13 protein-coding genes are annotated in these 14,184 nt (G+C 65.4%); 7 read left to right on the plus strand and 6 right to left on the minus strand.

Annotation, left to right across the window (positions count from 1 at the left end):
- Positions 1–190 precede the first annotated feature (190 nt).
- Complete coding sequence (locus tag EN786_RS04955) at positions 191–1,414, plus strand: acyltransferase (RefSeq protein WP_135908030.1); 1,224 nt, start codon at positions 191–193, stop codon at positions 1,412–1,414.
- A 143-nt stretch (positions 1,415–1,557) separates the two neighbouring features.
- On the plus strand, positions 1,558–2,940 hold the full coding sequence (locus EN786_RS04960) for an FAD-binding oxidoreductase (RefSeq protein WP_189524270.1): 1,383 nt from the start codon (positions 1,558–1,560) through the stop codon (positions 2,938–2,940).
- Between the two features lie 83 nt (positions 2,941–3,023).
- Here EN786_RS04960 and EN786_RS04965 read toward each other — a convergent pair whose 3' ends face one another.
- Positions 3,024–3,632, minus strand: coding sequence for a TetR/AcrR family transcriptional regulator (locus EN786_RS04965; protein WP_189340697.1), 609 nt, complete (start codon positions 3,630–3,632; stop codon positions 3,024–3,026).
- Between the two features lie 216 nt (positions 3,633–3,848).
- Here EN786_RS04965 and EN786_RS04970 point away from each other — a divergent pair, with 216 nt between their 5' ends.
- The gene (locus EN786_RS04970; protein ID WP_245494496.1) at positions 3,849–4,973 is read left to right on the plus strand and encodes an alpha-hydroxy acid oxidase; all 1,125 of its coding nucleotides are present in this window, start codon (positions 3,849–3,851) and stop codon (positions 4,971–4,973) included.
- Positions 4,974–4,981: 8 nt separating this feature from the next.
- Here EN786_RS04970 and EN786_RS04975 read toward each other — a convergent pair whose 3' ends face one another.
- Together EN786_RS04975 and EN786_RS04980 are read right to left on the minus strand one after the other, a co-directional pair.
- A complete protein-coding gene (locus tag EN786_RS04975; protein ID WP_127283920.1) occupies positions 4,982–5,689 on the minus strand; it encodes a BA14K family protein in 708 nt (235 codons plus the stop codon).
- Between the two features lie 89 nt (positions 5,690–5,778).
- Positions 5,779–6,873: a KamA family radical SAM protein gene (locus EN786_RS04980; protein WP_245478491.1), complete on the minus strand. Its 1,095-nt coding sequence runs from the start codon at positions 6,871–6,873 to the stop codon at positions 5,779–5,781.
- Between the two features lie 468 nt (positions 6,874–7,341).
- On the opposite strand from EN786_RS04980, the gene EN786_RS04985 reads away from it, so the two are divergent.
- On the plus strand, positions 7,342–7,551 hold the full coding sequence (locus tag EN786_RS04985) for a cold-shock protein (RefSeq protein ID WP_127283918.1): 210 nt from the start codon (positions 7,342–7,344) through the stop codon (positions 7,549–7,551).
- Between the two features lie 45 nt (positions 7,552–7,596).
- On the opposite strand, the gene EN786_RS38245 is transcribed toward EN786_RS04985, so the two are convergent.
- A complete protein-coding gene (locus EN786_RS38245) occupies positions 7,597–7,830 on the minus strand; it encodes a hypothetical protein (RefSeq protein WP_189340710.1) in 234 nt (77 codons plus the stop codon).
- 164 nt (positions 7,831–7,994) lie between these two features.
- On the opposite strand from EN786_RS38245, the gene EN786_RS04995 reads away from it, so the two are divergent.
- Positions 7,995–8,930, plus strand: a complete 936-nt coding sequence (locus EN786_RS04995) for a hypothetical protein (protein ID WP_127283916.1) — start codon at positions 7,995–7,997, stop codon at positions 8,928–8,930.
- Positions 8,931–9,025: 95 nt separating this feature from the next.
- On the plus strand, positions 9,026–9,361 hold the full coding sequence (locus EN786_RS05000; protein WP_127283915.1) for a hypothetical protein: 336 nt from the start codon (positions 9,026–9,028) through the stop codon (positions 9,359–9,361).
- A 122-nt stretch (positions 9,362–9,483) separates the two neighbouring features.
- Here EN786_RS05000 and EN786_RS05005 read toward each other — a convergent pair whose 3' ends face one another.
- Both EN786_RS05005 and EN786_RS05010 read right to left on the minus strand, forming a co-directional pair.
- Positions 9,484–10,551, minus strand: a complete 1,068-nt coding sequence (locus tag EN786_RS05005) for a cyclic nucleotide-gated potassium channel (protein ID WP_127310945.1) — start codon at positions 10,549–10,551, stop codon at positions 9,484–9,486.
- A 170-nt stretch (positions 10,552–10,721) separates the two neighbouring features.
- On the minus strand, positions 10,722–12,278 hold the full coding sequence (locus EN786_RS05010; RefSeq protein ID WP_127310946.1) for a serine hydrolase: 1,557 nt from the start codon (positions 12,276–12,278) through the stop codon (positions 10,722–10,724).
- Between the two features lie 164 nt (positions 12,279–12,442).
- On the opposite strand from EN786_RS05010, the gene EN786_RS05015 reads away from it, so the two are divergent.
- A complete protein-coding gene (locus tag EN786_RS05015) occupies positions 12,443–14,110 on the plus strand; it encodes an acyl-CoA synthetase (protein ID WP_127310947.1) in 1,668 nt (555 codons plus the stop codon).
- Positions 14,111–14,184 lie beyond the last annotated feature (74 nt).

Raw genomic sequence — 14,184 nt, forward strand, 5'->3', positions numbered from 1 at the left:
GGAATCTACGCAATCATCGGTTGATGCCCGGATGATCCAGCATCCGAAAGCGGTAGCGCGGTGCATATGGGTATATACCTATGCGCCTGTTCTTTTCCCGGCGCGACACGCCTAGAGTCCGGCTACGGTGTGGCAACCCGGCGGAGCAACACGTGCCGCTGCATAAAGCACGTGACCCTGGACTGACCCGATGAGGGCTGTGTTCGCATTCGTCACCCTGGGGCTAGCGGCGCTGGCCGCAAGCATGCTCTTCATGCTTCTTCTGCGGGCTTATCCGGCCCTCCATGGTGACCGGGGCCGGCTGCCCGGCTCGCCGCTGCCGGGGACGGCGAGCAATCGAGTGGCGGGGGTCTCGTCACGGATCGGCGAGGAATACGAACTCACCACCAGGCAGATTTCGGCGTCGCGGGAAAAGCTGTTCTGGAACAATATCCAGATCCTCAGGCTCATAGCCGCCTATGGCATCGTCTACGTCCATCTCGAGCCTGTCTTCATCGCCATCGGCGCCGGGTCGACCATCGTCGATATGCTGCGCTTCGGAACCGACCTGTTCCTTGTCGTGTCGGGGTTCCTTTCGGCACATGTGCTCAGTCGGCCGGGCAGGACGGCGCCGGCCTATCTGCGCGACCGGGCCATTCGCATCCTGCCGCTCTACTGGCTGTTTACGCTGGCGGCCTTCTTCGCCAAGGACTGGGTGACGGGCTACGGCACGCCGACCGTGCGCGAGCTGGTGATGTCGATGCTGTTTATCCCCTATGGACCTTATCCGATCCTGCATCCTACCTGGACGCTGGTGATCATCGTCCAGTTCAGCCTGATCATGGCCGCCTGCCTGGCGGTGAGCCGTCGCAATGCCGCTTACCTGGCCTCGGCCTTCGTCGTCCTGCTCGTGCTGCTCGGCAGGATATTCCAGCCGGAGAACCCGGCGCTTGCGGCCTACACCGATCCGATCCTGATCGACTTCGCCTTCGGCGTCCTGATCTACAAGGCGCTTGGAGGCGAGCAGCGCTGGCCGGCGCAGGATCGCGCCGTCGGATGGGCGCTGCTGGCGCTCGGCATCGGCATGGCGGCGGTGGTGCTGAGGCCGATGTTCTGGGCGGACCTGCCACGGCCCGTCGGGCTTGGCCTGCCGGCAGCGCTGCTGCTGTTCGGTACGGTGATCCTGGAGCGGTCGGGCCATGTCGTGCGGTCGGCGTCGGTCAATTTCGTCGCCAGATGCACCTTTGCCATCTATCTATGCCACCAGTTCGTCAATGGTGCGTCCGAGAAGATCGTGTCGCTCGACCCGACCTCGCGCGTCGTTCATGTCCTCGTCCTGGTGGCCACACCCCTGCTTGTCACCATCGTCGCCGTATTCATCTTCAGCTATGTCGAAGCGCCTGTGACACGCCATCTCAAAGGGCATTTGGGCTAGCCTCGGCCTCAGATGATGATTGTCGTCGGCATTCTACTTGGCTAAGCCACCGGTCAAGTGTGAGCGGCCAGCGCATCACAGCCCAGCGCGGTTGTGAATGTGAGGTCATTTGCCGTCAGAGCGCCCAAACCCCTGGAGCCTGCATGTCCCTCCTGCCTTCCCTCCGCGCCGCCTGCCCCAACGCCACCGTCTGGGACTCCACCGAGCTCGCCTCCCGCGATCCTGGCTTCGATGCCCGCAATTTCGGCGCCACCGCGCTGGTGCGGCCGGTCGACACCACAGGCGTCGCGGCGCTGGTCAAATTCTGCGCGGCGCGCGGCCTCAGCCTCGTCGCCCAGGGCGGGCGCACCGGCCTGACGGGGGCCGCTGCGACTGTGGAAGGCCAGATCATCTGCGACCTCGGCGGCCTGAACAGGGTGGAAGAGATCGACCCGTTCGCGCGTGTCGCCATCGTCGGAGCCGGCACGCCGCTCTCGGTGCTGCAGGAGGCGGCGGCCGCGCATGCGCTCGATCCCGGCATTGACCTTGCGGCGCGCGGCTCCTGCACCATCGGCGGCATGGTTTCCACCAATGCCGGCGGCATCATGGCCTTTCGCAACGGCACGATGCGCCATCGCGTGCTCGGCCTCGAAGCAGTGCTGCCCGACGGCAGCATATTTTCCGACCTGACGCGGGTGCTGAAGACCAGCGCCGGTTACGATCTTAAGCACCTGTTCATCGGCGCCGAAGGCACGCTCGGCATCGTCACCCGCGTCGCCTTGCGGCTCGATCCGGTGGCGGGCGCCAGCGCCACGGCGCTGGTCGGCGTGCCGGACGCGGCCAGCGCGCAGCGCATCGTGCGGCATTTCCTGGAGCGTACCCAGACGCGGCTCAACGCCGCCGAGATCCTGTGGCAGCGTTTCGCGGCCGCCATGAACCGCATGCTCGGCTTCGCGCCCGGCCAGTTGCCGCTGGATGCCCCCTGCCTGCTGGTGCTCGAGCTCGGCGCCGACAGCGTCGAGGCCGCGCGAGAAGCGCTGGAGGATGGGCTGGCGGCGATCTGGGAGGAAGCCGGCATCGTCGACGGGCTCATCGCCAGCTCGGTCGCGCAGGCCGAGGCGATCTGGCGGCTGCGCGAGGAGACCGAGATGATCGAGCGCATGCACCATCTGCCGCCTTCCTTCGACGTGTCGGTGCCGGCGGGCGGGCTCGATGCCTATGTGGCGCGCATCGAGGCCGGGTTGAAGGCAATCGACGCGACTTACGCGCCCTATGTGTTCGGCCATCTCGCCGACGGCAATCTGCACATCTCGATCAACACCGACGGGCCGGTCCCGCACGCGCTGCACGAGGCGATCGAGGACGTGCTCTATGAAGGCTTGCAGGCAAGCGGCGGCTCGTTCTCGGCCGAGCACGGCGTCGGCCTCGACAAGCGCGACGCCTATGAGCGCCACGTCGACCCGGTCAAGCAGGCGCTGGCCAGGGCGATCAAGGAGATGATCGATCCGGCTAATGTGATGAATCCGGGGAAGATTATCGCCGGCTGAGGTGGTGGGCGTTGCGCTCTGGGAAGCCGGCGCGAGGCACCCCCCCCTCTGGTCTGCCGATTATCTCCCTCTCAAGGGGGAGATTACGCTCCATCGATTTCGCCAATCGCCAAGGAACCTGCCGGCTGTCCCATCACCAGCCGCTTCGCGGCCTCCGCTGCCGCCGTGCAGTAGTCGCGGTCGCCGTGTACGAGGATCATCACCATGGCGCCCTCGACCAGCAGGAACAGCTCTCGCGCCCGCTCGCCGGGCGACGGCACCTTCGCCTCGGCAAGCAGGCTCGCCAGCTGCCGTTCCATCAGCGCCTTGTGCTTGCGCGCCATAGAGCGCGCGGGATGGCCGTTAAGGTCGGCGAGCTCGATCGCGAGGCGAGTGAAGCCAGATCCCGCCCAGCGCGGCTTGGCCGACCATGTGGCCAGTCCCTTGAACAGCTTGTCGATCAGCTGCTCGGCGCCGCCCGACAGGTCGATGCCGTAGGTCTGGAACTCGGCGAAGGCGCGCTCGTGCTGCGAGGCGAGCACCGCCGTCAGCAGCGCGTCCTTGCTGTCGAAATGGTAGTAGAGCGTCTTCTTGGTGACGCCGGCGGCGACCGCGATCTCGTCCATGCCGACGCGGAAGAACCCGCGGCGGCGAAACAGCTTGTAGGCCGCCTGCAGTATCGCTGGTCTGGTCTGGTCGGACGATCGGGGCACGGGGCTGGGAGCGCTCGAATGTATACTCGCTAGTGAGTTTACATCGCCGGCGACGGCGCATTCAATGGGCCCGCACTATCAGCAGTGGCTAATATTCGTTGGGAGACGACGATGGACAGGCTGATCACCGCAGTACCCGAACTCCAACAATCGAGTGAAGCAGCAGTGGTTCGCGACCGGGCCAGGGCGTCACCCGCGGCGGCGCCGCTCAAGGGCATGACCTGCATCGAGGACCTCAGGCAGGCTGCCCGCCGGCGCGTGCCAAAGGCCTTTTTCGACTATGTCGAGGCCGGCGCCTATTCCGAGCAGACGCTGCGCGCCAACCGCGCCGATCTCGAGCGGCTCACCTTCCGCCAACGGGTGCTGGTCGATGTCGCGCAACGTGACACCGCGACGACGATGTTGGGCGAAAAAGCCGCGCTGCCGATCGCGCTGGCGCCGATCGGCTTAGGCGGCATGCAGTGGGCCGATGGCGAAATCCTCGCCTGCCGCGCCGCGCAGACCGCCGGCGTGCCTTATACGCTCGGCACGATGTCGATCTGCTCGATCGAAGACGTCGCCGAGGCGGTCGCAAAACCATTCTGGTTCCAGCTCTATGTGATGAAGGATCGCGGCTTCGTGCGCTCGCTGGTCGAGCGCGCCATCGCCGCCCGCTGCGGCGCGCTGGTGCTCACCGTCGACCTGCAGGTGCTGGGCCAACGCCACGCCGACATCAGGAACGGGCTTGCGGTGCCGCCGTCGCTGAAGCTGCGCAACATCCTCGACATGGCGGCGAGGCCGGGCTGGGCCTGGCGCATGCTCAGCGCCAGGCGCTGGACCTTCGGTAATCTCGCCGGCCATGTGAAAGGCGAGCGGGGCGTCAAGGAACTGGCCGACTGGGTGTCGCACCAGTTTGACGCGACGCTCAACTGGAGCGACGTCGAATGGATCCGGAGCATCTGGCCGGGCAAGCTCATCATCAAGGGCATCCTCGACGCCGAGGACGCACGCACCGCCAGCAAGGCCGGCGCAAGCGCCATCGTGGTGTCCAACCATGGCGGCCGCCAGTTGGACGGCGCGCCGTCGACGATCTCCAAGCTGCCGCGGATCGTCGAGGCGGTCGGCTCAGAAACCGAGGTGCTGTTCGATGGCGGCGTGCGCTCGGGCCAGGACGTGATGCGGGCCCTCGCCCGCGGCGCCAGCGGCTGCCTGGTCGGACGGGCCTATATCTACGGCCTCGGCGCCGGCGGCGAGGCCGGTGTGGCGACGGCCATCGAGATCCTGCGCAAGGAGCTATCCGTCACCATGGCGCTGACCGGGACGAGAAGCATCGACGAGATCGACGAGAGGGTGCTGGATTAGCGGGGCGCTTACTCGCACTGCTGGCGCGGGCCGCCGTCGTAGGGCTGGTAGCTGTTGTCTTCCGGGCGGTAGGAGCGGTAGCGGCTGAAGCAATAGTCGATATGGTCGGCGGAAACCCCGGCTGACGCGCCCTCGCCCGACGTGTCGTCGCCCGGCCAGCCCTGGTAGGTGGTGGCGAAGCCATCCATCGCGGCGGCCTTCATGGAAGTGTCCCGCACCTTGACGTAACCCTGGTCGGCGGCGCCGGCATCGAGATAGGGCGAGATGCAGGGGCGCTGCTCGCCGCTGTAGGACCTGTAGCTATTGTCGTCGAGGCGATAGGAGCGGTAGCGGCTTTCGCACCATTCGACATGGGAGGCCGGCAAGTCCATAGTGGCCTCCGCGCCTTCCGCGGCTGCGGCCGGCGCCTCGCCAGGAGCTTGACCGTCGTCCGCCGGCGGCTCGATCGAGGCGGTCACCTCGGGCCCGATCTCGGGCTTTGCGGCATCGGCGGGCTTGGGGTCGGCCGGAACCGGGCGGGCGGGAACGCGCTCGAGAGCCTGCTTGGCCGCGCCGACCCGCTCGGCGTTTCTGGTCCAGAGCTCGGCCACGCTTTGGCTCGGCGCGACCACGCCTACCGGTTTGGCGGCCAGCAGCCAGGTGGCGAAGGCCAGTCCACTGGCGAAGATCGTGAGGGTCAGCACGAAGCCGCCCAGAATTCCCAACAGAGGTTTCACGCCACGCTTCCTTCAGCCCCCGCTCATAAAATGCGGAGCCGTAAGGCTGGTTCCAACGGAGGAGCCAGAGGCAAGCGCTTCCAGCGAACTTACTCCCTCACCACCTCCCTGTACGCCGTCGCCTTCCCATCGTGTCCGCGGATGCGCCAGGTCTCCCCGTCACACCCCTCGATGTGGCTCGGTCCCAGCGGCACCTTGCCGCCGCCTTCGGGCAGGTCGATGACATAGGTCGGGTTGCAGATGCCGGAGAGGCGCGCTCGCAGCGCGCTCACCAGCGCCTGGCCTTCGGCGATGGTCGTGCGGCGATGCGCCATGCCGCGCGCGAGGTCACCGTGGTGGAGGTAGTAGGGCTTGACGCCGAGCCGGTACATCAGCTCGCGGCAGAGCTCCTCCAGCACCTCGACACTGTCGTTGACGCCTTTGAGCAGGACGCTCTGGTTGAGCAGCACGAAGCCGGCCTGCCTAAGCCGGCGGCAAGCGGCTTCGGTGGCGTCGGTGATCTCGCGCGGGTGGTTGAAGTGCGTCACCACCGTCACCATCAGCCTGCCGTCCAGCGCCCCGACCAGCCCGGCGGTGATGCGCGAGGGCAGCGCGACAGGCACGCGGGTGTGGATGCGCAACAGCCGCACATGCGGGATCGCCTCGATGCGGGCGCGGATTTCGCCAAGCGCCTTGTCGGGCAGCGACAGCGGGTCGCCGCCGGTCAGGATCACCTCGCGGATCTCAGGGTGATCGGCAATGTAGGCGAACGCCTCTTCGAGCGCTTCTCGGGTGTAGCCGCGGCCGATCGCGGTCAGCGACTCCTTGCGGAAGCAGAAGCGGCAATAGACCGCGCATTGATAGGTCGGGAACAAAAGCACCCGGTCGGCATGGCGATGCGTCAGCCGCGGCACCGGGCTGTAGGCATGGTCGGCGATCGGATCGTCGAGCTCGCCTTCCGCCTCGACCAGTTCGTCCGGCGACGGGATCACCTGCGCGCGGATCGGGTCGCCTGGGTCGTTCCAGTCGATCAGGTCGAGATAGGGTTTTGGGATGCGCACCTTGTGGTTCACCGCGGCTTCCTGCGCGGCCGCGCGCTCGGCGGGCGACAGCGGCAGCGCGGCGAGATCGCGCACATGGCGCACGCCGGCGCGGACATCGTCCTGCCAGGCGGGATCGGCGGCGCGCTGATCGCTTGCGTTCATGTCGTTGAATTTGGCGTCTGTCGTCATCGGGGAGTTGCTCGGTAGCGGTTCGCGCGCAGCTATCGAGCGTATGGCCGGCCGGGTCAACTGCCTGTCGCTGCTGTTGGTCGATCGCCGCGATCCTTCGCGCCTCTCTCCGCCCTGCGGGCATCTTCCGAGCTTGGGGTAGATTGACAGCCTGGCTGGTGTCTCCGACCCCTGGCCCATGGTGGCCGAGTCACTCCAGGCGAATGAAAATAGCCAAACCGAAACCGGCCTATCTTTTTGAGAAAAAGAATTATTTTCACACTACGCCTTGTTCGCGGACCCACAACGCTCTATGTTGCAAGTATCGATCTTGCTTGTTGAACCTTGTTCTGGCGCAATCCGCGCTCTCGGCGATCTTCCTCTCAAAATCGATCTGAAATCGTTTGCCGCGCAGGCTGTGCGGCGAGCAGTTTATCTATGGATGATTGAAAGGATATCGTCGTGAATACTGGAACCGTGAAGTTCTTCAATGCCACCAAGGGTTTTGGCTTCATCGAGGTCGGCAACGGCCAGCCCGATGTTTTCGTGCACATCTCGGCCGTCGAGCGCGCCGGCATGCGGTCCCTCGTCGAGGGACAGAAGGTCAGCTTCGAAATCGTGAAGGACAACCGCAACGGCAAGAGTTCGGCGGAGAACCTTCAGGCTGCGTAAGGAGATTGCGCTTCTGGTCGTTGACCACGGATGTACTGGCACCGATCATCGAGGCGCATAGGAGAGGCCGGGTTTCGCCCGGCCTTTTTTCTTTTCATCATTGGAGACCGTCATATGCGACAACAGCCGGTACCCGAAGGAATATTCAAGCCGAAGCCGACTGCCATCGAAACGAAGCAGGACGCCACGACCAGGGCGGCCCGCCAGATCATCGATGGTGAAGCGGCCGAACGCGAGCGAAAGACCGAACGCTTGAGGCAGGCCAGGCTTGCCATGCAAGCTGTCGAGGCAGCCAGCCCCGCGGCCAGGTCGCCCGCGAAGAAGCGAACGGGCAGGCGCAAACAGGCGTAGGCGGTACAAGTCGGGCGACGAAGCTGCCCTGCCCATAGGTATTTGAGCGAAATGGTATTAATCTGCGCAGGCTGGGCTTTCGGGGCAAGCCAATGGATTTCAGCGCAGGCCATGGCTACCTTCTCATCGGCGGCCTCATCCTGGTTGGCGCCGGGCTGCTGATCCTGTCGCTGATCGTCAATCTGCGCGTGGCGCACAGCGTGCGCGACGACGTGCGCCATCGTGAAAAGCTGCTGGAATATTACCGCAACATCTTTTCGCAGCTGGGCGTGATCCTGATCGGCATCGGCGTGTCGCTGTTCATCTTCTTCTTCCAGCAGAATTATCAGGACCAGCGCAGACGCGAGACGGAACTGCAGCAGGTCATGGCAAAATTGGCGGCGCGCCTTGCGCGTGGCGCGCCCGTCGTCGAAACGCTTGGCGAATTCGACGAGGTGCTGGATGAAGGCGGCGCCTATGTCAGTCCCGAGCTCGGCGGCAAGAACGCCGCGATCAGCGCCGAAGGACCCGAGCTTGGCAAGCAGGTCGCCAAGATCCAGCTCGTCGAGCGCGACGTCGATGTCCGCGACTTCGACATCCTGAACCTGTCGCGCGACTTCGAGACGTCGTTCGTCGTCAACGAGCTCGATCCGACGCTTTGGTTCAACATCGTGCGCGACGAGAACGAGATCAAATACGCCACCACCCAGCTCGCCCTGGACTACAAGGATCTGCAGGATGCTATCGGCGGCGAGGCGATCGAGGCTGCCGTGGCCAATCCCGACAAGGAGAGCAAGATCAAGCATGAGATGCTCGACATCCTCTACGATGCCGACCTGCTGCGCCAGCGCAGCAGGCGATTTCTCGCCCGCGCCTGCTGGCTGTTCAGCAAGGGCAAGGGCTTCGTCGCCCTTGCCCCGGTCGAGGCCATCGAGGCCGATGCAAGGTCGCAGCAGGAATGGATCGAGCGATCGAAGCCGCTGCTGGCGCAGACGAAGTCGGGCAGCGGCGATTGCTTCAAACTGCTCCGCTACGGGCAGGCGTCGTGAGTGGACGACCGGCGGGGGCATGCTATTTTCAGTGAAGCGTCACCTGCACATGGACGCGCGAGCGAGCAGCGCCCGCCGAATGCGTGAGGAACGCCATGCGACGGCTCATCTTCTCGGCAATATGCATCGCCGCCACGACGGGCGCCAACGCGCATGACTGGTACGAAGACAAGATTGACCCGCTGACGAAATTCAAGTGTTGCGGTGGTCATGATTGCCGCGCCATACCTCAGTCCTCGGTTCGGTCAAGGACCGACGGCGGATACACCTACCTGCCGCATGGCTTCAACATTCCGCGCGAGCGCGTCCAGGAATCCCCGGACGGCCAATACCACATCTGCGAGAATACATACGTCATAACCAATCAGCCGTATTTGCGATGCTTTTTCGCGCCTCGCGTCAAGGTCTCCTCCCTGCTGCTCCCACGTTGAAGCCAATACTACGTGTCGCAGCAAGGATCTGCATCGGCATGCAATTGGCAACCTTCCCGTCGCATCCTCTTCGTGAGGACTCAGGATCGATGAAACAGTCCGGGACTGCACACCTGGTGCGGTCAAGCCATCGGTGCCGCGCCGCGCCGCTCGAGCGCGGTCTTGCGGATGATCTCCGCGATCTCCGGGCTGCTGCTGCACAGCATCTGGAAATCCGCCGAGTGCAGCGACAGGAGCGAGACCGCCGTTGCGGCGCTGACGGTTGCCATACGCGGTTCGCCGCTGATCAGCGCCATCTCACCGAAGAAGGCGCCAGGGCCAAGCTCCACCGGGCTCGGCGTCGCGACGCTGACGCGCCCCTCCGCGACGAAGAACATCTGATCACCAGGCTCGCCAATGCGGCAGATCACGGCGCCCGCGGGCACCGTGCGCGGTCTTAACGCGCGCACGATCTCGATCAGCACGGCCGGGCCGAGTTTCTGAAACAACGGCACGGCGGCGACCAATCGCCAATTGCGGACGAAATCCTCGCGACGGACTTCCTGATAGAAGCCGGTGGCAAGAATGCCGGCCCAGAGCGCGAAGATACCGATGCCACTCATCATGACCAACCCGGCAAGGACGCGGCCGGCGAGGCTTTCCGGAATCTCGTCGCCGTAGCCGGTGGTGGACAGCGTAACCACCGCCCACCACATTGCCTGGGGGATGCTGCCGAACTTTTCCGGTTGGATGTCGCGCTCGATGACATAGGCCGCGAGCGCGACGCCGAACAGAACGACGCCGAAGAGCGTGGTGACGCCGATCAGATTGCGCGCTTCGTTGGCCAGCACCCTGCCCAGCACCGGGAAGAAAGTGGAGTCGCGCAGCGGTTTCAGCAGCCAAACAGCACAGTAGAGGCTGCGGTCGGGCGTACGGACGAGCAGAAATGCGGCGAGTGGAACCAAGACCGCGAGCACATCGATGGCGATTTCAGGCGTCCTGTTCCGCACGTCTCCCGCCCGGCGCTTGAGCAGCGTCCCAGCCAGTTGCAGAAGATAGGCGCCCCAAATGACAGCGAGCACGGCAGCCAAGGCCAGTCTGCTGCGTCCGGACATGTCGGGTATCGTGAGCGCAGCCACCGCCAGAAGCCCAGGCGCAGCCAGCACCGCGTTGAGCGGCGCGTAAATTCTCAGGAAAGGCAGTACCGACATTTTATGCCCACGAGCCGCTACCACCCTGCAAAATAGAATGCCTTCAAGGCAAGCGCAAAGGTGCCTGCTATCGCTGCGACGTGCATCAACACGGTGAACCAACAGTCCGCGATTGCTTCGCGACCCGGCGTGAACAGGCAGGCCGACGAGGATGACCTGTCTCGGCCAATCTAGTCGCCCACCCGCCGCAGCGTGCCGAGATGATTGTCGTCGAGAAACCCGATGGTGATCGCCGATGCCTTGCCGTCGGGGTCGACGGCAAAGCTGACGCCCGTCGGCCTGTCCGGCATCTCGGCATCGGGGTAGGTCAGGAACAGGTCGTTGTCGAAATGCGTCAGGGAATAGGACCGGGCGCCGGCCGGCCCGACCTTGAGGACAAGGCTGTCTCCCGCGCTCGACACGTGCGCTTCGCCGATGAAGTCGTTGGCGTAGCGGCCGGCATAGGCGCTGGCCGGTCGGGCCGGCCTCGAGGGCGACGGCGGGACGGCAAAGGTGGCCTTGGCCGCCTCGACCACCGGACCGAACATGCCGGAATAGATCGCGTCCCATGCCTTGACCCAATCCTTCTCGACCGAACCGTCGAAGGCGAGATCGGCGAAGCTGTCGGACAGCCCTTCGGGGACGCCGGTCGGAAAAGCGTTGGCGAGGATGACGATGCCAAGTTTCTCCTTCGGGAAGATCGTCACCAGGGTACGCGCCCCGACGCTGAAGGCGCCGGCATGGCCCCAGCTCAAACCGTGCCGGCCGAATTCGACGTTCCAGCCGAGGCCGTAGAAGGACTCGCCGCCGGACACCGGGTTCTTGCCGCGCGTCATCAGCGGCACATGCGTCTGGTCCAGCGCATCGGCGGCAATCAGCGTCTTGCCGGCATAGACCCCGTCGCCCAGCAGCAGGCGCACCCATTGCGCGAGATCGCGCGCGGTGGAGCTGACGCCGCCGGCGGGCGCCTGCGCATCCGGATCGCGCCTGATCTTCGCGGCCCAGGCGCCATCGACCCTGACGTGGAGTGCGGCGCGGTTCGCGTGCTTGACGAAATCCGCATGACGCGAGCTGGTCGAGGCCATGCCGAGCGGACGGTAGAGTTTTTCCTCGGCGACCTCCTCCCAGGACTTGCCTGTCGGCATTGCGGCCGCGACGGCCCCCTCGGTCAGCCCGAAGTTGCTGTAGGAATAGCCGGCGCGAAAGCTCGACGACGGCGGCACGAAGCGCAGGCGGCGCAGGATCTCGGCGCGGTCGTAGCCGATGTCCTCGAGATCGTCGCCGGCGGTGCCCGGTAGGCCGCTGCGGTGTGAAAACAGGTCGCGGATGGTGAGCTCGCTGGTCGGATAGGGCTCGGCCAGGCGGAAAGCCGGATCGAGATCGGCGATCTTGGAGTTCCAGGACACGGCTCCATCGCTGACCAATGCCGCGACGATGGTGGCGGAGACCGGCTTGGACAGCGATGCGATCTGGAACACTGTGTCGGCGTCGACGGATTCGGGTTTGCCGGCCTCGCGATGACCGAACCCCTTGAGGAAGATCACCTCGTCGCCATGCACGACGGCGATGGCCAGACCGGGGACGGCACCGTCCGTCACGGCGGCCTCGGCCAGCGCTTCGAGCTTTGGCAAGGAAGCGGCGATGCGCTCGGGCGTGATGGGGCCGGCCGACGCTGCACAGGGCAAAAGCGCGATCACGGCGATGGCGGCCCATATCCTCAAATGACAGAGATTCCGATCAAGCCGCATCGCGCCCCTCCCTCCCTGCATTCACCGGGCCATGCTACAGGCCAGCGCTGGCGAGGCCAAGCCGCGATCGACTTTCGCCGCAATCGACCCCGGCGCGGATTTCGGGCAATCTCCACCGAGCGGCCTGCCATGGAAAGATGGCAAGCCGTTGAGGGAGGATTGCGATGACCAAGACGCCAGCGGCGGCCGGCCTGCCGCGCTACGAGGACGCCGTCGAGCGCTTCCGCATCGAGGATGAAGTCGCCCGGCTGCATGGCGATCCGGCGACTGGCATCAATGCCTATGTCGAGTGCTGCGGCCGCTACACCGGCGAAAACCGGCTGGCGCTGCGCGCCATCTCGGCGGGCGGGGAGTTGCGCGAGTTTACCTTCGACGATCTCGCCGACATGTCGGGGCGCGCCGGCAATATGCTGAAGGCGCTTGGCGTCGGCCCCGGCGACGTCGTCGCCGGCATGCTGCCGCGCATTCCCGAGCTGGTGGCGCTGATCCTGGGCGCCTGGCGCATCGGCGCGGTCTACCAGCCGCTGTTCACCGCCTTCGGGCCGAAAGCGATCGAGCATCGCCTGAGCTACAGCAAAGCAAAGCTGGTGGTCACCAATCCGGCCAACCGCGGCAAGCTCGACGAGGTGGAGAACCATCCGCGTATCGCCACCATCCTTGGCGCGGGCGAGGCCCTGCCCGCCGGCGACATCGATCTCCCCGCTGCCGTTGCCGCCGCCTCCCCCGATTGCCAGCCAGTGATGCGCAAAGGCTCGGACCTGTTCATGATGATGTCGACCTCCGGCACGACCGGCCATCCAAAGGGCGTGCCCGTGCCGCTCGGCGCCCTGCTCGCCTTCGGCGCCTATATGCGCGACGCGATCGGGCTGCGGCCCGGGGATGTGTTCTGGAACATCGCCGATCCCGGCTGGGCCTACGGGCTCTACTACGCCATCACCGGCCCCTTGCAGCTAGGCATCGCCACCACCTTCTACGAAGGCGCCTTCAACGCCAAAAGCACCTACGACATCATCGAGCGGCTGGGCGTTACCAGCCTTGCCGGCTCGCCCACCGCCTATCGCCTGCTGATGGCGGAAGGCGCCGCGGCTGCCGCTCGCGTCAAAGGTAAGCTGCGCGTGGTGAGCAGCGCCGGCGAGCCGCTCAACCCGGAAGTGATCCGCTGGTTCGATGCCAACCTCGCCGCGCCGATCCACGACCACTACGGCCAGACCGAGAACGGCATGATGGTCAACAACCATCATGGGCTGGCGCACAGCGTGCGCGCTGGCTCGGCCGGCTTCGCCATGCCGGGCTACCGCATGGTGGTTCTGGACGAGGCGGGTAACGAGCTTGGCCCGAACCAGCCGGGCATCCTCGCCGTCGACATCGCCAAATCGCCGCTGCGCTGGTTCGAAGGCTACCACCAGGCCGAAACGCCGGCGATCGCCGGCGGCTATTACCGCACCGGCGACACGGTGGAATACGAGCCGGACGGTTCGGTCTCCTTCATCGGCCGCGCCGACGACGTCATCACCTCGGCCGGCTACCGCATCGGGCCGTTCGACGTCGAGAGCGCGCTGATCGAGCACCCGGCGGTCAACGAGGCGGCGGTGGTCGGCGTGCCCGATCCGCAGCGTACCGAGATCGTCAAGGCGTTCGTCGTGCTGGCGTCGGCCTTCAAAGGCAGCGAGGCGCTGGCCGAGGAGCTTGCCCAGCATGTGAAGAAACGGCTCTCGGCGCATGCCTATCCGCGCGAGGTCGAGTTCGTCGCCGAACTGCCGAAGACGCCGAGCGGCAAGATCCAGCGGTTCCTGCTCAGGAAGGCGGAAGTGGAGAAGCGGAAGGCCGGATAAAGAATTGGCGATCCGCTGATTTCCGCCACGCAAAAGCCGCCAAGTCGGGCGAAGGCTCGCAAGGGCTTTTGATC

The sequence above is a fragment of the Mesorhizobium sp. M4B.F.Ca.ET.143.01.1.1 genome, from assembly GCF_004792275.1.
GTDB classification, from domain to species: Bacteria; Pseudomonadota; Alphaproteobacteria; order Rhizobiales; family Rhizobiaceae; genus Mesorhizobium; species Mesorhizobium abyssinicae.